The 18,319-nt window shown below is 54.4% G+C and carries 18 protein-coding genes; 6 read left to right on the forward strand and 12 right to left on the reverse strand.

The genetic code is table 11. From position 1 onward, the window contains the following. Positions 1-45: 45 nt before the first annotated feature. From MVC73_RS03195 to MVC73_RS03210, 4 genes are read right to left on the reverse strand one after another with little or no spacing between them, the layout of a single operon-like run. Positions 46-549 (reverse strand): hypothetical protein, encoded by a 504-nt coding sequence (locus tag MVC73_RS03195; protein WP_297506785.1) that lies wholly within the window; start codon positions 547-549, stop codon positions 46-48. A gap of 31 nt (positions 550-580) precedes the next feature. After that, positions 581-2,467, reverse strand: a complete 1,887-nt coding sequence (gatE, locus tag MVC73_RS03200) for a Glu-tRNA(Gln) amidotransferase subunit GatE (RefSeq protein ID WP_297506902.1) — start codon at positions 2,465-2,467, stop codon at positions 581-583. Positions 2,468-2,472: 5 nt separating this feature from the next. Beyond that, on the reverse strand, positions 2,473-3,789 hold the full coding sequence (gene gatD, locus MVC73_RS03205) for a Glu-tRNA(Gln) amidotransferase subunit GatD (RefSeq protein WP_297506787.1): 1,317 nt from the start codon (positions 3,787-3,789) through the stop codon (positions 2,473-2,475). Between the two features lies 1 nt (position 3,790). Next, positions 3,791-4,087 (reverse strand): transcriptional regulator, encoded by a 297-nt coding sequence (locus MVC73_RS03210; protein WP_297506789.1) that lies wholly within the window; start codon positions 4,085-4,087, stop codon positions 3,791-3,793. Between the two features lie 45 nt (positions 4,088-4,132). Here MVC73_RS03210 and MVC73_RS03215 point away from each other — a divergent pair, with 45 nt between their 5' ends. The 6 genes from MVC73_RS03215 to MVC73_RS03240 all read left to right on the forward strand — a co-directional run bounded on the left by MVC73_RS03215 (position 4,133) and on the right by MVC73_RS03240 (position 9,395). After that, the gene (locus MVC73_RS03215) at positions 4,133-5,293 is read left to right on the forward strand and encodes a tRNA pseudouridine(54/55) synthase Pus10 (protein ID WP_297506791.1); all 1,161 of its coding nucleotides are present in this window, start codon (positions 4,133-4,135) and stop codon (positions 5,291-5,293) included. Positions 5,294-5,439: 146 nt separating this feature from the next. Next, positions 5,440-5,736 (forward strand): 50S ribosomal protein L21e, encoded by a 297-nt coding sequence (locus tag MVC73_RS03220; protein WP_297506793.1) that lies wholly within the window; start codon positions 5,440-5,442, stop codon positions 5,734-5,736. 2 nt (positions 5,737-5,738) lie between these two features. Next, positions 5,739-6,107, forward strand: a complete 369-nt coding sequence (locus MVC73_RS03225; protein WP_297506904.1) for an RNA polymerase Rpb4 family protein — start codon at positions 5,739-5,741, stop codon at positions 6,105-6,107. 63 nt (positions 6,108-6,170) lie between these two features. Further along, a complete protein-coding gene (locus tag MVC73_RS03230; protein WP_297506795.1) occupies positions 6,171-6,794 on the forward strand; it encodes a DUF655 domain-containing protein in 624 nt (207 codons plus the stop codon). Next, a complete protein-coding gene (gene rsmA, locus MVC73_RS03235; RefSeq protein ID WP_297506797.1) occupies positions 6,791-7,609 on the forward strand; it encodes a 16S rRNA (adenine(1518)-N(6)/adenine(1519)-N(6))-dimethyltransferase RsmA in 819 nt (272 codons plus the stop codon). The genes MVC73_RS03230 and rsmA overlap by 4 nt, the downstream gene beginning before the upstream one ends. 40 nt (positions 7,610-7,649) lie before the next feature. Next, positions 7,650-9,395: a radical SAM protein gene (locus tag MVC73_RS03240; protein WP_297506799.1), complete on the forward strand. Its 1,746-nt coding sequence runs from the start codon at positions 7,650-7,652 to the stop codon at positions 9,393-9,395. On the opposite strand, the gene MVC73_RS03245 is transcribed toward MVC73_RS03240, so the two are convergent. From MVC73_RS03245 to MVC73_RS03280, 8 genes are all read right to left on the reverse strand, one after another. Continuing rightward, a complete protein-coding gene (locus tag MVC73_RS03245) occupies positions 9,385-10,173 on the reverse strand; it encodes a hypothetical protein (protein ID WP_297506801.1) in 789 nt (262 codons plus the stop codon). The two genes, MVC73_RS03240 and MVC73_RS03245, sit on opposite strands and share 11 nt — an antisense overlap. Positions 10,174-10,227: 54 nt before the next feature. Next, positions 10,228-12,090 (reverse strand): S-layer protein, encoded by a 1,863-nt coding sequence (locus MVC73_RS03250; protein WP_297506803.1) that lies wholly within the window; start codon positions 12,088-12,090, stop codon positions 10,228-10,230. Between the two features lie 189 nt (positions 12,091-12,279). Beyond that, a complete protein-coding gene (locus tag MVC73_RS03255) occupies positions 12,280-13,077 on the reverse strand; it encodes a hypothetical protein (protein ID WP_297506805.1) in 798 nt (265 codons plus the stop codon). 2 nt (positions 13,078-13,079) lie between these two features. Continuing rightward, positions 13,080-14,129 (reverse strand): AmmeMemoRadiSam system radical SAM enzyme, encoded by a 1,050-nt coding sequence (gene amrS, locus MVC73_RS03260; RefSeq protein ID WP_297506906.1) that lies wholly within the window; start codon positions 14,127-14,129, stop codon positions 13,080-13,082. After that, entirely contained in the window at positions 14,126-14,872 is a 747-nt protein-coding gene (locus MVC73_RS03265) for a polysaccharide deacetylase family protein (protein ID WP_297506807.1), read from the reverse strand. Before MVC73_RS03265 ends, amrS begins: the two co-directional genes overlap by 4 nt. Beyond that, positions 14,869-16,092 carry a glycosyltransferase family 4 protein gene (locus MVC73_RS03270; RefSeq protein WP_297506809.1) on the reverse strand — a complete coding sequence of 408 codons (1,224 nt, stop codon included), beginning with the start codon at positions 16,090-16,092 and terminating at the stop codon, positions 14,869-14,871. Before MVC73_RS03270 ends, MVC73_RS03265 begins: the two co-directional genes overlap by 4 nt. Positions 16,093-16,136: 44 nt before the next feature. Then, a complete protein-coding gene (locus MVC73_RS03275) occupies positions 16,137-17,072 on the reverse strand; it encodes a thiamine-phosphate kinase (protein WP_297506811.1) in 936 nt (311 codons plus the stop codon). Further along, a complete protein-coding gene (locus MVC73_RS03280) occupies positions 17,069-18,310 on the reverse strand; it encodes an ATP-binding protein (protein WP_297506813.1) in 1,242 nt (413 codons plus the stop codon). Before MVC73_RS03280 ends, MVC73_RS03275 begins: the two co-directional genes overlap by 4 nt. Positions 18,311-18,319 lie beyond the last annotated feature (9 nt).

Consider the following 18,319-nt stretch of genomic DNA (forward strand, 5'->3'; position numbering starts at 1 on the left):
TAAAAGCCTTGACCTCAACTTCTAGGGGGATGATGAGTTTTTCCCTCACTCCGAGCGGTGACGAGGAGCCGATGCTCTGACCCTTATCCTCTTATAACCCCTCAAAAGGCCTCCGAGGAGGCTCAGGACGAGCCCAATGAGGAGGAGAAGGTTGTTCAGGGCTTCAAGGGCGTGATAGCGGTAGCCGAAGTATGAGAGCAGGAGTATGAGGCCAACTATCAGGGCGCCCTTCAAGGCCATTCTGCCCTTTTCTCTGCCCGCTATTTCCTCGGCGACCTTTTCAAGCCCCCGCTCCCTGCTTACTAGAAACTCCTCGCCGGAAGTCCAGCCCGGAGGAACGTCCTGAAGGGGCGCTATGAGAAAAGTATCTCCAGACCGCGCGATTATCATCTCATCGCTCGTCATGGCGGTCATTAAGAGGGCGTCCCTAAGGGAAGCCCTGTCCGGGTTCAGCAGGAGGGTGTAGCCCCTGAGCGATTCCTTGAGCCTCGAAACGGTCTCCGGATTCGAGAGATAGGTGTAGTAGAGCACTCGATACCGGTACCTCATGGGAGGAATTTGGAGAAAAGGGATAAAAAGCTTAGCTCAGCTCTTGAATCTTCTTCCTGACGAGGGAGCTAACGAGCTTACCGTCGGCCCTGCCACGAAGCTTCGCCATTGCCCTTCCCATTATCATGCCCATCGCTCCCATGCCCTTGGCCTTTATGACCTCGATGTTGGCTTTGATGACCTCATCGATTATTCTCTCAACCTCCTCTTCGCTGAGAAGAGTTAGTCCCTTCTCCTCCGCAACCTGCTTCGCGGTCCTCTCGGGGTTTTTCGCCAGCTCCTTGAAAATCTCCTCGAAGGCCTCCTTGGCGATCTTGCCCTCAATGTACAGTTCAAAGGCCCCCCTGATGTGCTCCTCGGTGATATTCTCTATAGGAACCTCCTTCTTGAGGCCCTTGAGGACAACCACCAGAATTGAAGCGGCCAGAGATGGTTTAACCCCCTTCTTTACCAGCTCCTCAAAGAGTTCGTCGCGCTCGTCGTTGACGAGAGTCTCCGCCAAGCTCCTGTCGATCCTGTACTCCTTAACGTAGCGCTCAACTCTCTCCTGAGGCAACTCCGGAAGGTTCGCCTTTATACTCTCTTTGTACTCCTCTGGCAGGAAGATGGGCGGAATGTCAGTCTCTGGATACATCCTCGCCTTGCCCGGGAGCGGGCGCATGTACTGGGTGTTGCCATCGGGTAAGGCCCTCCTCGTCTCCTCGGGGACGCCTTCTATCGCTTCCCTAGCCCTCTTAACGACCTCGGCTAAAGCTTTCCTGGCCGTTTCTTCCTCGGCCGCGACGAGAACGAAGGCGTCTTTCTCACCGAGGCCGAGCTTTTCTATAACCGCATTAACCTCTTTTTCTGTAATTCCATAGTTCGGTAATTCGTCAATGTGGAAGATCCCCTTTACATACTTCTTGGTCCTGTCCGCCATTTCCGTGCCTAAACGCCTGCCCGGCTGTATCTCCCTGCCTATGAGACCCCTAAAGCCCGGAAGCTTAACGGCGAGGACTTTACCGCCCTTCCTGATGGCCCTCGCTATTATCTTCGACTCCGTGTTCTGGAAAACCTCGGTAACGTCGTGGAACTCCTCTTTGATGTCCTCGGGCTTAACTCCCCTCTCCCTCAGCTCGTCGCGGATTTTGAGGAGGTTAACCTGCCTTTCAACCTCACGCTCGATGATGAGGGGAATCATGTCGAGCTCCTGGACGCCCTTTATCTCTATCCTCGCACCGCCCCTTATTGAGACGTTCAAATCCTGCCTTATGGTTCCTAATCCGCGCTTCACCTTTCTGGTTGCCCTTAAAGCATCGCCTATGTACTTCGCAACGACTTTCGCCTGCTCCGGGTGGTGTATGTCCGGGGTAGTGCTTATCTCCACCAGAGGAATGCCGAGCCTGTCGATACGGTATATTACCTCCTTCTCCTTCCGCTCAACGATTCTACACGCGTCCTCCTCAAGGCATATCGTCGGAATGCCCACGCTTCCCCAGGGTGTGTCAACCTTTCCGTTCATCGCTATTATGGCCGTTCTCTGAAAGCCTGAAACATTGGAGCCGTCTATGACTATTTTACGCATGAAGTGAACCTCATCGACCGGCTTGGCGTTGAGGAGGTAGGCTATCTGGAGCGAAACCTCCAGGGCTTCCTTATCGGGCCCCCTCGGCGGTTCCTCGTCCATGTAAACCAGATCCGTCAGCTCGTAGTTGCCCTCGTAGATGTACTTCCTCCCCTTCTTGAACTCTTCCAGAGCGGCTGGATCTATTTCGCCCATCTCGCTCATCGTCGGCCTCAGGCGTCGCTCAAAGGTGAAGTCAACCCTCTCGGTCAGCTCGCTCGGGACTGATGAGAACAGCTTTTTGGTATCGAGCTGTCTGTGAATCTCAAGGCCGACCTTGAGGCCGAGCTTTTCGTAATCGAACTTTTCGGTCATCTCCATCACCTCAGGAAGGTGTCAAACCTCGTGTAGGGTGTTATCTCACCGGCGTAGCTGGTCAGCATCATCTTTCTCACTTCACCGAGGTCGTCCGTGTGTCCGAGAACCCACATCAGCTTGACGTAAGCTGTTTCCGGAAGCATGTCCTCGCAGGGTATCGCTCCGGCCTTGAGGAGCTTTCTGCCGTTTGAGTAGACGTTGAGGTTCACCCTGCCGTAGAGGCACTGGCTGGTGACGCAGATCGCTACACCTTCCTCAACGGCACGCTGGACGTGCGGTATGAAATCCTGGGGAACGTGGCCGAGGCCCGTTCCCTCAATGACAACCCCTTTGTAGCCCCTATCAACCAGAAAGTCGAGTATCTCGTCGCTCACTCCCGGATAAACCTTGAGGATCGCGACCTTCTCCTCCATCCTGTCGTCAACCTCTACCTCGCCTTCACTCCTCCTCCTGTAGTCGTCCCTGAGGAGTTCTATTCTGTCCTTCCAGATTTTGGCTATCGGGATGTCGTTTATGCTCCTGAAGGCGTCCCTCCTGCTCGTGTGCATCTTCCTTACCTTTGTCCCGCGGTGCGCTAAACAGTGGGTGTCGCTCGTTTCCCCGTGCATAACCACCATCACTTCCGCAACGTCGCTGGTGGCCATTTTTACGGCGCAGGTGAGGTTCATAGCCGAATCACTGCTCGGCCTGTCTGAGCTCCTCTGCGCTCCAACCAGAACGACCGGCTTGGTAAGGTTTCTGAGCATGAAGCTCAAGGCAGAGGCAGTGTAGCCCATCGTGTCAGTTCCATGGGCTATAACAACCCCATCCTCACCGGAGTTTAGGGCCCTTGCCACCTCGTGGGCTATCCTTTTCCAGTATTCGGGCTTCATGTCCTCGCTGAGGATGTTCATGATGAGCTTCGGCGTCACGTTGGCCATCTCGAATATCTCCGGAACTGCCTTGGCGAGCTCTTCGGCGGTAAAAGCTGGGTGAACTGCGCCGGTCTTGTAGTCTATCCTGCTCGCTATCGTTCCGCCGGTTCCAAGGATTGTAACGTTGGGCAGGCCCTCTCTCTTGGGGAGAACTTCCTGGAAGGCCATCTTCGGCTTTTCGGCGGCCTTCTCAAGAACCTCGACCTTCTCAATGGCATCGATGAGGATTCCGATGTTGTAGCCGTTGTCAAGCTTTATGGTCAGCGTTTCGCCCGGGGAGAGCTCGTAGGGCGGCATTACAAGACCCTCGAATGTCAAAAGCTCATCTCCCTCTCTCTTCACGATTCTGACCAAATCCCCAACCTCAAGGTTGTGTTTCCTCATGAACTCCTCAACCTTTCTCATATCAGCCCCTCCTTTCAATCTTAAACCTCGGTTCCTCTATCCACTCGCTCTTGCATCTCGGACAGCGTGATGGTATCTTTATTTCGGGCTTAAAGCGGAAGCCACACTTCCTGCACTCGGCGGGCTTTATCAGTAGGACTTTGCCCTCCCTTTTTAGCGTCTTCTGGATGGCCCTAAGCTCATCGAGGACGAGCTTTTTCGAGCCCTTACCCCTCAGTCCGAGTGCCTGTGCCAGCTCGCTGGGTGAGTAGTCCCTTTCCTCCAAAAGGCTTATTATCCTCTGCCTTCGAGTCATCATCGGTCGGAGTAAGGGAAGGCCGATAAAAAGGTTTAGGGTGGGAAGATGATAGTTGAGAAGGCGGAAGCGGTTCTTGAGAGGCATGGGCTGTGCGACCACTGCCTAGGGAGGCTTTTTGCCCAGCTCGGAAAGGGGACGAACGAGGAAAGGGGAAAGGCCATACGCTTCGTCCTCAACATGGAGAGGTCTTCCAGGGGTTTGCCCCCTCTGGAAAGGCCCGAGAGGTGTGAGCTGTGCGGGAACGTTTTTGAAAGGATTCCAGAGCTCGTTGAGAGAATGATTGAATCATCAAAGGGCATTGAATTCGAGACCTTCAGGGTAGGCTCGCGTTTCCCCGAGGGGATCATGGAAAAGGAAAGGGCGCTCTGGGAGGAATTTGGTATCGAGACCGCCGAGCCGATAAACCGCGAGTTCAACCGCGAGCTGGGAAAGGCCTTCGGCAGAAAAACCGGTAAGGAAACATCGGCCAGCCCCGACGTGGTCTTCATCGTGGAGCCATACTCCGGTAAAATCGAGCTCCAGATAAACCCGGTTTACGTTTACGGCCGTTACAGAAAGCTCGTGCGGGGAATTCCGCAGACGCCCCTTCCGGACTTCGATGAGAGTGTTGCCTCGATAATCTGCCGGGCCTTCTCAAAGGCTTTTGCCGGGAAGTGCGTCTTCAAGGGTGCCGGGAGGGAGGACGTTGATGTCAGAATGCTCGGCAATGGAAGGCCCTTTGTGGTCGAGATAAAGCGGCCAAAGAGGAGAAGGGTGAACCTTGAGGAGGTAGCGAAGGAGATAAACGCGAGCGGTAAGGTTGAAGTTGTAAACCTTCGTTTCATCTCGGCGAAGGAAGCTGAGGAAGTTCTCACAAAGAACCACCGGAAGGAATACCTAGCGTTAGTTCTGGTGGAGGAGGGGGTAACACCTAAGGAGGCAGAGGAAGTCGCGAGAAAGCTTAGGGGCTTGGAAATCCACCAGAGGACGCCCTGGCGCGTGAGAAAAGCGAGGGCTGACAAAGTGAGAACCAGAATTGTTTACGAAGCCGAGGCTAGATGGCTCGATGAGAGGCACTTTGAGCTACGCCTCATCACCGACGGCGGTCTCTACATAAAGGAGCTTATCTCGGGAGATAAGGGCAGGACGAGGCCGAGCGTCAGCGATTTGCTCGGAAAGAAGGCCTGGTGCGAGAGGCTCGACGTCCTGAACATCCTTGACGACTAGTCGGAAAGATTTATAAATCCCGTGTAGAGGCTTTTAGTGATTCCCAGGGGGTTAGTCCTGAGCCTAAACGGAGCGAAAAGATGCCCCTGCTTGAAAAGTTTGGAGTCCACGTTTGGTTGGTGTTGAAACCCTGAGAGGTGATTGGTATGGTTCAGAAAGCCCACAGCTTTAGGAGGAAGACGCGCGGGAAGCTCAGCAAGAGTCCAAGGAGGAGAGGCCTGCCGCCGCTCACTAGGTTCCTCCAGGAGTTTGAGGTCGGTCAGAAGGTTCACATAGTCATAGAGCCCAGCTACCACAAGGGAATGCCGGACCCAAGGTTCCATGGAAGAACCGGGACGGTCGTTGGGAAGCGCGGAGACGCTTACGTGGTGGAGATTAAGGACGGCGGGAAGGTCAAGACGTTCTTCATCCACCCGGTTCATCTCAGGCCTCAGAAGGGATGACCATGATAGGCAGAAAGAAGCTCGAGGAGAGGTTCATCACAATAGCGGAGGCCAAGGAGCTCCTCGAGCGCAGGAGAGCCGAGGGAATGGTGGAGAACCCGGAGGAGCCCATGTTTTATGAGGCAAGGATAAGCCTTGAACACGCGGAGAAGTTCTCAAAGCTCCCGCCCGAGAAGGCTAGGGAGCTTAAGGAGAGGCTGGCTGGCCTCTTTGAGTGGCTCGACGAAAGGCTCGCGGCAAAGATAGTGGACATAATGCCCGAGGACTACTTTGACATCAGGGTAATCTTTGCGAAAGAGGAGCACATGCCAAGCAAAGAGGAGGCCGAGGAGATAATAAAGCTTCTCGACGAGTACCGGCCCCTCGATTGATTTCTTCTTTTCTTGAGGAAAGTATAAAAACTTCAGACCAGAATAGTTTCTGGGGGAGAGAGTATGGATAGGTACAGGAGGCACTCCTACCGTGAAAGCATTGAGAAAAAGAGGAGAAACGTTGAGTACGAGGAATACGCCTACGTTCTTGACTACCTTCCTGAGGGCTATTACGTTGACCTGATGAGTGGTCGCAGGACAGGGAAGCCCGTGGCCCAGGTCATCGGAGAGAAGGCCTTCACACTCCTCGAAGTTACTCCAAAGGTTGACCTCATGCTCTACGAGAGAGTCTTCGTCGGTAAGGGAAACAGGGACAAGGTACTCCTCATAAATAAGAAGCTCTCCTACGACGAACTCACCGACACGGCCAAGGCCGAGCTCCCCTACGTTGTTGAGGAAATAGTTAAGAACAACGAGGAGCGCTTCATCCAGTTCTTCAACGTTGCTCCCCCTATAACCAACAGACTCCACAGCCTTGAGCTTCTGCCCGGCATAGGAAAGAAGCACATGTGGGAGATAATCGAGGAGCGCCAGAGAGAACCCTTTAAGAGCTTTGAAGACCTGAGAAAGCGCGTCAAGGGCCTTCCTGATCCGGTAAAGATGATAGCAAAACGCATAGTTGATGAACTCCAAGGCAAAGACCGTTACAAGCTCTTCGTTGGACACAGGAGGATTTTCAGGGGATGAGGGATAGGCTCTTCTCCCTTATTTACAAATATAACCTCAGGCCCAGCAGGGACCTCGGCCAGAACTTTCTCATAGTGCCCGAGATAATAGAGAGAAACATCGAAAGGGCCGAGATAAAAGAGAGCGACACCATTCTTGAGATTGGGCCCGGCCTCGGCGTTCTCACCGATGCTCTCTCAAAGCGTGCCGGAAAGGTGTATGCGATAGAAAAAGACCCTCGGCTGGTTGAGATTCTAAAGAACGAGTATGGGTGGCCCAACGTGGAGCTCATCCGGGGGGATGCTCTCAGGGTTGAGTGGCCACCCTTCAACAAGATGGTCTCCAACCTTCCCTATCAGATTTCCTCTCCGGTGACGTTTAAGCTGCTCAAGCGGGATTTCGAGAGGGCTGTCCTGATATACCAGCTGGAGTTCGCCCAGAGAATGGTTGCAGAACCCGGGGACAGGAACTACTCCCGGCTTTCCCTCATGCTCAGGGCAAAGGCCAACGCCGAGCTGGTCGAGCGCATTGGAAAGGGCGCCTTCTGGCCGAGACCTAAAGTTGACTCTGCCGTCGTCATTCTGGAGCCCAAGCCACCCTCCGAAAGGATCGAGCTGGACGAAAACCTTGTCAGGGCACTTTTCCAGCACAGGAGAAGCACCGTCAGCTCTGCCCTTAAGAAGTCGGCCCATATGCTCGGCCTTGGGAGGAGAGAGGCCAAATCCCTAAAGGATGCGCTGAACTCCGTTCCACTCGCAGGGAAGAGGGTTTTTCAGCTGTCCCCGGAGGATGTCCTTGAAATACAGTTCTACCTCAGGGATAGGGGCATTCTATGAGTTCGCCATATTTTTAAACTGAAATCCGCGAGATTGGAACATGATAGTTGCCATCATCGACGGCTACACTGATGAACCAGCGGGGTTAGGCGTTCCCCCTTACCTCGGGATTTATCCGCGATACGCTTACGGGGCGATAAAGAAGGCTCGGAAGGATGCGAGCGTTTTTTACCTCACCATAGACGACCTCAGGGCAACCTTTGAAGGAGAGAAAGGAATCGCCACGAAGAACAAGACGCCGAACTTCCCGAAGACCCGAGAAATACTCGAAAAGGCTGATGTAATAATCTACATCGGCGGCCTCCACACGCCGGGTAAGTACCTCTCGGCAGTTCCCTCTCAGGTCGAGGAGATAGCGAGGTTCATAAAGAACTACAAAGCTGAAAAGATACTCGGCGGACCGGCCTTCATGGGCTCTGCTCACGCCGGTGGGACAAAGATAACCTCGCGCGAGCTATCTTTAGCTAATTCCGTTTTCGATCACGTCGTTTACGGCGACCTTGAGGCGTTCCTCTTCGACTACTTCAGCAACCCAAAGGACGCCGAGCCCTTCCAGTTCAGGGATTATAACGAATTAAGGGATTATGCAATTATTGGGGCGGAAGTGGTGAAGCAGTTTCCCGATTATCCCGACTTCGTCATAGTCGAGATTGAAACCCAGCGTGGCTGTCCAAAAGCTATGGGAATAGGTGGCTGCTCCTTCTGCACCGAGCCCGTCCGCTATCGGAAGGTTGAGGACAGGCCGGTTGAGGACGTTATTGCCGAGGTGAAGGCCCTCTATGACCTTGGCGTTAGACACTTCAGGGTTGGACGGCAGAGCTGTATCTTCTCGTACATGGCAAAGCCTAATGGACGCGTCCCAATCCCCAACCCGGAGGCGGTAGAAAAGCTTTTCTCCGGGATACGCTCCGTCGCTCCCCACGTCAAAACCCTCCACGTGGACAACGCGAATCCAGCTGTCATAGCGAACTACCCCGAGGAGAGCGTGAGAATAGCCAAGACCCTCATCAAGTACGGCACTCCCGGAAACGTTGTCGCCTTCGGTCTTGAGAGCGCCGACCCGAAGGTTGCTAGACTCAACAACCTGAACGCAACGGCCGAGGAAACCTACGAGGCGGTGAAGATACTCAACGAGGTCGGCGGGAAGAGAGGCTACAACGGCATGCCCTGGCTTCTGCCGGGTATAAACATCATCTTCGGCCTCCCGGGCGAGACGAAGAAGAGCTACGAACTGACCTTCCAGTTCCTTAAAAGGTTGCTCGACGATGGCCTGATGGTGAGGCGCATAAATATCCGCCAGGTAGTCGTATTTCCGGGGACACCGCTCTGGCACATGCGTGAGAAGGTCAAGACCGAGAAGCACAAACGCTTAATCCAGCACTACAAGTACAGGATAAGGCACGAGATTGATTTGCCGATGCTCAGGCGCGTCGTTCCGGTTGGGACTGTCCTAAGGGACGTCCGGGCTGAGGTCTTTGACAGCGGCCTCACCTACGGCAGGCAGATAGGGAGCTACCCCCTCATCGTCGGCATCCCAAAGGAAGTCCCCCTGAACCGCTTTTACGACGTCCTGATAGTGGATCACGGCTTCAGGAGCATAACCGGGATTCCGGTTCCGATAAACGTGAACCGCGAGAGCCCCAAGGTTCTCCAGCTGATCCCGGGCATAGGGAAGAAGAGGGCCGTTAAGATTCTTGCTCAAAGGCCTTTCAGGGGTGAGGAGGAGTTCTTCTCACTAGTCGGGGAGGATAAAAGGGAAATACTTGAGGGACGGATTACCCTGTAATCTGAACGGTTTCCGTGTTGTTCCCCTGTGGCCACCTGAAGCCGATGATGTTCTCTATCAGAACGACCTCGGCCCTTAGTGTCTCGTCGCTTGTTCCCTCGATTACGAGGAGCCCTCTCCTGGGTGCAAAGATGCAGTTGCACTTAGCACCCTCGGCGGGTCCTATGAGCAGGACCGCGAGGTTCTTCTCGTTCCCTAGGCTACCCCTACCGATGTCGAGCTTGGTAATGAAGCTGAGGTAGGCTATGTGGTGTCTTATCTGGGTCTGCTGGTAGGCATACTGCCTCGCGCTCGCGTTGTCGTAGCCCATGCCCTTTGCCTTTATGTAGTAGTTCGCTGAGAATATTGCCGAGGTTAGGGCAGAGACTTCGGTTGCCACAACGGTTCTCATCCGGCAGTCTCCTGGATAAGCCTGGGGATTGCTCTTACACTCCTGAACGGAAGGAGCACCAATGACTATCGTAAAGCGGTCGTAGAAGCTCCTCAAAGTGAGGTTGAGGTCAACTTCCGGACTGCCGGTGATGTAGCTCTTCAGAGTAACGTTGAAGACCTTTGAACCGGGTGGCAGCTTTTTCCCGCCGGCAAGTTCACTGGCGTAGTCCTCAGGGGTTAGAACGTAGAACTGGCCTTGGTGGTAGATAACGACGTAGTTTGACGTTCCCTTGGGTTTTCCGGGGTTAATAACCGAGCCAAAGTTGCTGTATGCGTAGGCAACGTAACCGATAGGTGCCAGAACAATCAGCACGATTATAGTTAACGCTAGAACCCTCCTGTCCACCCCTAAAACCTCCCAAGAAGTGAGAAAATGTTAAGGAAAGGGTAAGAAAGGAGCTCACTCCTTGGCGAGCTCGGCGAGATACTGCATGAGGGCCTCGGCTGCGACCCTGGTCTCGTTCCTGGTGGCACCGGCGACGATGACGGCTCCGTAGCTTCCGAAGGCGTCCGGGATGTACTCGACGTCGCCTGGGCTGTTGTACCAGTCAACCTTGCTCTTGCCCTCGTCGACGAGGTACTTGGTGACGCTGTTGGCAACCGGGCCACCGACGAGGATGAGGTTGCTGCCTGGGTTGTTGACGTCAACCTCGAAGTCCATGACGGTTATCGGCTCGGTGACGGGCTTGATTACAATGTTGTCCGCGTAGATAGCCTCGACGGTGTAGTCGCTGTCCGGCAGGGTGTCGCCGACCTTGAGCTCCTTCTCGATGACCTTGCCCTCCTTCTCCTTGAGGCAGATGTAGGCGTATGCAACGATGAACTTCTTGTTCTTGGGTGCCTTCACGAAGTCATCAGCGGCCGGGTTGTAGTACTCATCGTAGCCCTTCTGCACGTACTTGTACATGAGGTTGTAGGCACCGAAGATGTCAATCGGGTTGCCCTCAAGCTCCTTGTTGTTGATAAGGGTTATGTTGGCGATGTAGTAAACACCGCTGCTCTGGTAGGTGCTGATGGTGGCGTTCCAGCCAGCGGCCGGGTGGAAGTTGGCGCTTGTGTACTTCTCAATGTCATAGACGTAGTAGATGCTCGCCATGATGGTGTTGTCGATACCGACGAAGGTGCTCTTGAGGTCGAGCATAATTCCGGCCTCTGAGACCTGGCTAGTGCCCCAAACGAGCTGCCCGCTGTTGTCGTAGTAGATGTAGACCGGTGTGTCCTTGTTGAGCAGGGCGGTAACCTGCTGGCCGTTTGTGGTGTCGGTAACGAGGACTATGGCGGTGTCCTGGCTGAGGCTTATGTCCTGGACGGTGACGTTCCACCTGTCGCCGATAATCCTTGACTCGTGGAGCTTGAACCAGTCGGGGTCCTTGGGGTCAACGTAACCGACGGTGAAGCTTCCGTCGCCGACCTCGTAGACGTGGTAGCTCTGGCCGAAGACCGTGAAGTCGTCACCGGCTCCAACGCCCGGAAGGACGACCTTGTTTATGGTTCCACCCATGGCGTTGACCTCTTCCTTGTCACCGATTGCCGTCTTGGTGACGGTCTTGGTGACGGTCTTGGTACCCCACTCGGGTTCACCAAGGGTCTGCTTCTCGGTCTCGGTGTAGCTGTAGTTGTAGAGGACGTAGTCAACGAAGATGCTCAGCTTGCCAGCGGGAACGACGAGGTCGGCCTTCTTGGGCGGAGCGGCCTTGGTCCAGTTCTTGGGCTTGGGGTCGATGGACTTGAGCTCGACCTTGTTTATGTTTATGTGCCAGTCAACGCTGTACTTTCCAACGCTGTCCTTGCCTTTGAGGGTGACCGGGACGCTGAAGCTGTCCTCCCACTGGGTGTAGTTGGCGGTGTAAGCGGCTCCGTTCCACCAGTAGTTGTCGGGAAGCTCGTCGTAGCTGGTTGCCCAGCTGGTGATGTTGTTTATCCCGTGGTCCTGGGTGATGGTGGTGTAGTTGTAAGCGTAAATCGTCCAGGTAGCGGCGTTGGCCGGGGGTATAACCTCCTTAACTTTAACGTAGGCGTTCTGGGCCTCAACCTGCTCGGTGGTGTAGAGCAGGCTTCCAAGGGCAACGGCTATATCGGCGGCGCTGGCAACGTCCATGGCGGCAGCGTTGCTGCCGACGACGATTTTAACGTTCGGGGTTCCGTCGTTGTTAACGAAGAAGCTCTTCGGGATGTTCGGAACGGTGGTAGCACTGGCAAAGCCGATGGTTGCGCCAACCATTGCGGCACCAACTGCGAGTGCCGCGATCTTCTTCACCTTCATTTCACAACACCTCCTTGGGTTGTTGGGCTAAAGCCCTCTCTAAGTGTTGTCATTATCCTTCTGTTCCCAAAGGGTATATATACTTTTCGCTTTCAGACCCTTTCTCGGGCCGAAAAAAGCTCGCTTATTGCCGTAAAAATTAAAGGGGGCTTAATTAAATGCCTATACCAAATTCGCCTTTTGCCGATATTATCCTTGGGGGAGTAGCCTCTTCCTGAGGGGTCTGGTGACCAGTTCGTTGACGAAACCGCCTAGGTCGGTAAGTGAGTTCTGAAGCTCGTTGGCGGTTACATCGATTATCTCTGGCTCGACGATGGAAATAGCCACTGGAGCGTATTTGGCTGTAAGCTGGAACAGAACGTCAAATGTGGAAAGGAGTTCCGCAGCTAGGAGGCCCTTAAACCCTTTTTCGGTCGTTTCACCCTTCAGAATAAGGCTGTTTATCCTGCACCCCTCAAGCGTGAAGGCCTTGGCCATGACCTCCTTAACGCCCTCCTCGTCCTTTCCCGTGACCTCTATAACGAAGCGGTAGCGTATGTTCCTGTCGTCCGTTATGAGCTCCTCTATTTCGTCCCTTGAGTAGCCTATCCTGGGCATTGGCATCTCGGAGAGGTCGGGATAGGCAACGAGGCTACCGTACCTGTTCATGAGCTTCCCCATGACGAGAGAGACTTCACCAAGGGTTTTTGCTAGGTCTTCTCCCTTTATCTCAATTTTCCCGGGGGAGACGACCTCAACAATGGCCGGGCCATACTTCAGGACGGCCTTTACCATCTCCTGAAAACCACCTGAAACCCTCGCCTCAACGACTCCTGAGTACTTGAGGAGCTCGTTCTCGGCCTCTATGATGTCCTCAACGTGGATGTCCTCAACTTCCACGAGCTTCTCCCTCTGGAGTTCCTTCTTTATCTCCTCCAGGGCGTTTTCCAAAGCTTTCTTGTCGTTGGAAAGGCCCTCGATGTAAAAAATAGCCTCAATCTTTTCCATTTTTACCACCACATTCCACTATAGCGCTTTTTCAGGTAGGTGCCCACTATCGGTATTTCCTCACCGCAGTACTCGCATTTCCCCTCAGGAGTAACATGGTACTCGGTTATCTCAAAGCCCCAGCGGACTATCACGGGTCTTCCGCATCCCGGGCAGTAGGTGTTCTCGCCCGGATGACCTGGCACGTTGCCTATGTAAACGAACTTGAGACCCTCCTCCTTAGCGACCCTGTAGGCCATGTCCATGGTCTCAAGGGGTGTTGGTGGAAGGTGCATCAGCTTGTAGTGGGGGAAGAAGCGCGAGAAGTGAACCGGAGTGTCGTCCCCGAGGTTCTCCAGAACCCAGCGGGCGAAGGCGCGGATCTCTTCCTCCCTATCGTTGAGCGTCGGGATTATGAGGTAGGTCAGCTCGACGTGGATTCCGAATTCCTTCTTGGCTATCACCGCTGTTCTCCTGCTCGGCTCACCGCTGGGGACGCTGGCTATCTTCATGTAAAACTTGTCATCGAAGGCCTTTATGTCTATGTTCATGGCGTCTATGTAAGGGGCCAACTCCCTGAAGGGCTCCTCGTTGATGTAGCCGTTGGTTATGAGAAGGTTGTAAAGGCCCTCCTTCCTGGCGAGCTTCGCTGTTTCGAGCACGAACTCGTACCAGATTACCGGCTCGTTATAGGTGTAGGCTATGCTCTCACAGCCGTAGCGCTTCGCCATTCTTACAACCATCTCGGGCGTCATGTCGTGGAGGTAGGGAAAGCTCTCGTCGGCCTGGCTTATCTCCCAGTTCTGGCAGTGTTTGCAGTGCATGTTGCATCCAACGGTGCTTATCGAGAACGCACACGAACCCGGCCAGAAGTGAAAGAGGGGCTTTTTCTCAACTGGGTCGGCACCCACGGCCGAAACTTTGCCGTAGTTGAGGGTGTAGAGCTTCCCTCCTATATTCTTCCTGACCCTGCAGGAGCCCCTCTTACCTTCGTTGATGATGCAGTTAAGGGGACAGAGCTTACAGCGAACCCCCCCGTCTCCAAGTGGTTCCCACCACATCGCCTCCCTCATGTCTCCCACCGCTCTGAGTTCGAAGCCCAGCGTTTAAGCTTTTGGTATTTTGAGTAGAACTCGGACATCTCCATGAACCTTGCCCTTCCTTTGTAGTAGTCTATGAGCCTTCCGAGGAGCTCAAGGGCCTTATCGCCGGTGTTGAATTTGCAGTCCCACCTTATTTTCTCCTTCTGCATTGACACGAACTCCCAGGGATGGGCAAAGTAAACCCTTGGTTCTTTCAGCCGGGGGTGGATTATCTTTTGAAGTCTCCAGGGGAGCCTTATTACGGAGCTAGTCGTGGAAGCCGGCACCTCAAGAACCTCCCCGAAGAACCTCACCCCGGAGCGGTAGCCCTTGTAGGTTGCCTTGGAGGAGTCGACGAGAACACCGTTCCGCTCAAGGACACGATAGTAGTAATCCGGGAACTGGAGGTTGGGGGCCCGGAAGGAAGTAACATCTCCAAACTCCCTTAGGACTCTGAGGGATTTCTCGATGACCTTTGATCCCTCATCCTTACTCAGCCTGTCCAGCCTCTCGTGGTTGTAGTTGTGGCTTCCGAGCTCGTGTCCCTCGTCAATTACTCTCTTCACAAGGTGGGGGAAGCGCTTCGCCATCTCAGCTGTAAAGAAGAAGGTCGCCTTCACACGCTTTTCCTCAAGGAGGTCGAGTATCCTCGGGAGGCCTTCCTCCATGCCCCTCGTGGTAGTCAGGTAAGGGGGGCAGTCGTGTTCGACGTCAAAGGTTATTGCCACGATCATCCCAGCTCCCTCGATAACCTGTAGAGTAAATACTTTCTGTCGAACTCTTCGGCCCTATCTAGGGTATTTTTGTAAACGCGGAGGATTCTCTTAAGAATGTTTTCCCAGGAGAAGCACCTCTCGGCCCTCTCCCTTCCGGCGATGCCCATCTTTTCGACGAGCTCGTAGTCCTCAAGCAAGAGGGCAAGCCTCTCGGCCAGTTCTTCCTCGCTCCGGGCGAGGTATCCCGTGAGACCGTCGATCACCATATCCGAGAGACCGCTCTCCCTCCTGCCTACTATGGGTCTTCCCGAGGCCATCGCCTCAAGCCCGACCACCGGAAAGGCCTCAAGGATGCCGGGCATTAGGACTATGTCCGAGGCCCAGTAAAACTCCTTCAACCTCTTCCGGGGGAGAAAGCCGAAGAGCGAGGTTATCTCGCCGATTCCTGTCTTTCTCAGGTTTTCCTCAAATTCGGGCCTTTTATCGCCCTCACCAACTGCCACGAAGCGGACCCTGTCCTTCTCCATCCCGGCCAGCTCAAGGGCTCGTTTTATGACGAAGGGCAACCTGTGGGCCATCTTTCTCCCGGTCATCCGGCCGACGTAGAAGAGCACTATCTCATCCCCAACTCCAAGCTTCTCCCTCGCCCTCATGCGCTCCTCCTCTTCCGGGGGTCTCCAGGTCTCTGTGTCTATCCCGTTGGGGATGACCGTTATCGGCCTCTCCTTCCTGAGGTCACCTATGAGCTCCGCCGTGTCCCTCGCAACCGGCGTGCTGACGGCTATGAAGTGGTCAACCCTCTTCAGGCTTCTCCTTAGTTCCCATCTAAAAAAGCTGGCCATCGGGGGGTTTCCGAAGAACGAGTGGTTGGTCGCGACCACGGGTATGTCCCTTACCCCCCTAGAGACGTTGGCTACAGCTATCGCGAGGGGGGAGTATATGCTGTGGATGTGGGTTATGTCGAAGGTAACGCTCTTGTAGAACTCGTTTATCCTGATGAGCTGGGTCGGGCTGAGGCTTATGTGGTATCTCCTTATGTAGAACGTGGCCGGGAACCTCTTTATAGGGTACGGAAACCCCCCGTCGTATGGTTGCATGTAGCGGTAGTCGTGGGTTATCACGTAGGGCTCATGACCCGCCTTAAGCAGGTTTCGGGCCAGTTCGTCCATATGGGCCTCTATCCCGCCGACTTTTGGATAGAACCAATCCGAGGCCAGCGCTATCCTGAGGCTCTCCATTTCTTCCCGCTCCGGCGGTTACTACCGGAGGGGGTTTTAAAACGTTATCGGAACAACCTTCTATTGAAATGCTCCCACCCCAGGGGAGGCAGCGGCTTGCCATCGAGGTAAACGCCCTCACCCTCAACGACCCTCCCGATGACCGAGAAGTCGAAGTCCAAGCTTGGTACCCTCTCCGGCTCGACTGTAAAGACGAGCTCGAACTCCTCCCCGCTCGAAAGGGCCAGCTCAACGGGGTTCCTCCCGAGAAGCCCGGCAACCTCAAGGACTTCTTCCCTTATCGGAAGGCTTTCAGAGCTGAGCTCTATTCTAACACCGCTCATCCCTGCCAGGAGGTGGAGTTCCTTAGCCAGGCCATCGCTCACGTCTATGGCAGAACTGGCTATTCCGCTGAGCTTCGTCCCTTCTCTCACCCTTGCCCTGGGCTCAAGAAACTTCTCGTAGAGTGCCTTACGAGTCTTCTCGGGCACTTCAAGGCCTTCCCTCCAGACGAGGTAGCCCGCTAAGGCCCTCCCTAAATCCCCGGTAACGCATACCAGGTCACCGGGCGTTGCCTCCGAGCGGGTGAGCAACCTTTCTGTAACTCCGAGGGCAACGCCGTCTATTATCAGGTCGTCTGCCTCGTTCGTATCGGCGCTCAAAACAGGAACGTCATAGAACTCAAGGGCCCTCTCAATTCCCTCAGCGATTCCTTCAAGGTAGTCCCTCCCCACATCCCGGGGAACGCCGAGGGAGAAGAGGAAACCTATCGGCCTAGCACCCATCGCGGCAACGTCGCTCACGTTCATCGTCACCGCCTTGAAGCCGACCTGCTCGGGAGTCATCATATCTGGAACGTCGGTTTTCCTGACGAGCATATCGTTTGTAGCTATGAGCCATTCATTGCCGAGCCTAATAGCTCCAGCATCGTCGCCGAGAGGCAGATCTCCCTGTCTTTTAAGGTGTTTGAGGAACAGCTCGATTATTTCCGATTCCCTCAAGGTTTCACCCCCAAAAGCCACCGCCATAGGGGCGTTAGCCTCACGCCCTCGATTTCTCCCTCATCGTCCCAGGTTATCAAGGTCTTCTCGTGAACGGGAATAAGCTTTGAGGCCTCTCTAAGGGCTTTGATTTCCCTCTCTAATGTCTCCCCCTCCGGAGAGCGCGTTACCTGAATCAGCCTGTGGGAATCCCCCTCCCTGATCACGAAATCAACCTCAAACTTCTGGGTTTTGAGGTAGTAGGGCTTAACCCCCCTACGGAGAAGTTCAGTTAGAACCGCTGATTCCATTAGTCTTCCCAGTTCCAGGTTTTCCTTAAAGACCCTCGCGAGGCCAGTGTCGATGAGATAGACCTTGGGCAGGGCCTTCTCGCTCTCCCTGGGAGGTGCAAGTTTTCTTACCCTTACAACCATGTAGGCGTCCTCAAGGTGCTCAAGGTAGGCCGAGAGGGTGTTCCTGTTGGCTTCAACTCCCATTCCCCTCATGTACCTGGCCGTCCTGTTTATTGAGAACTCCCTGCCAAAGGATGACCCGATTAACCTGAGCAAAAGCCTAAGTGCCCTCGTGTTCTTAACGCCGAAGCGCTCGACAACGTCCCGATAAAGTATCAGATCAACGTATCCTTCGAGGGTCTTTCTCTTCAAAAGCTCCGAGTCCTCAAGAACTACCTCGGGAAAACCTCCCCACCTGAGGTACTCTTCGAGAAGGGCCTTGGTTCTGGCTTTCCTTGGAAGGGACTCGCTCGGTTCGAAGGATCTGGCCCTCAAGAACTCTCTGAAGGAAAAGGGATAGAGCTCGAAGGAGACTCCCCTCCCCCTGAGCTGGGTCGCGATTTCCCTGCTGAGGAGCTTTGAGGAGGAACCCGATACAAAAACCGTATGGCCAAGCGAGATGGCTCTCTTGATGAAGAGCTCCCAGTTTTGGACTTCCTGAACTTCATCCAGGAAAAGAACGCCCCTTCCCTCGCCGTAAGTTTCGTGGAATACCTCAAGGAACTCCCTGAGGGTGTCGAGGGTTGGAGGATAGAGCCTGTCGTCATCAAGAGGCAGATAAAGGGCAGGAATTCGAGAAAGCAAGCGCTTAAACTTCTGGAGCATGTAGAAGCTCTTCCCGGCCCTCCTGGGGCCTGTTATTGCTATGGCCCTCGGAACCCTGGGAAGAGGAACCTCAAGCTCCCTCTCAACCCCCTCCACCTCAACCTCAAGATAGTCCTCCACGACCTCCCTGACTACCCCCATTCCCCACAC

It is taken from the genome of Thermococcus sp., assembly GCF_027052235.1.
Classification (GTDB): Archaea; Methanobacteriota_B; Thermococci; order Thermococcales; family Thermococcaceae; genus Thermococcus.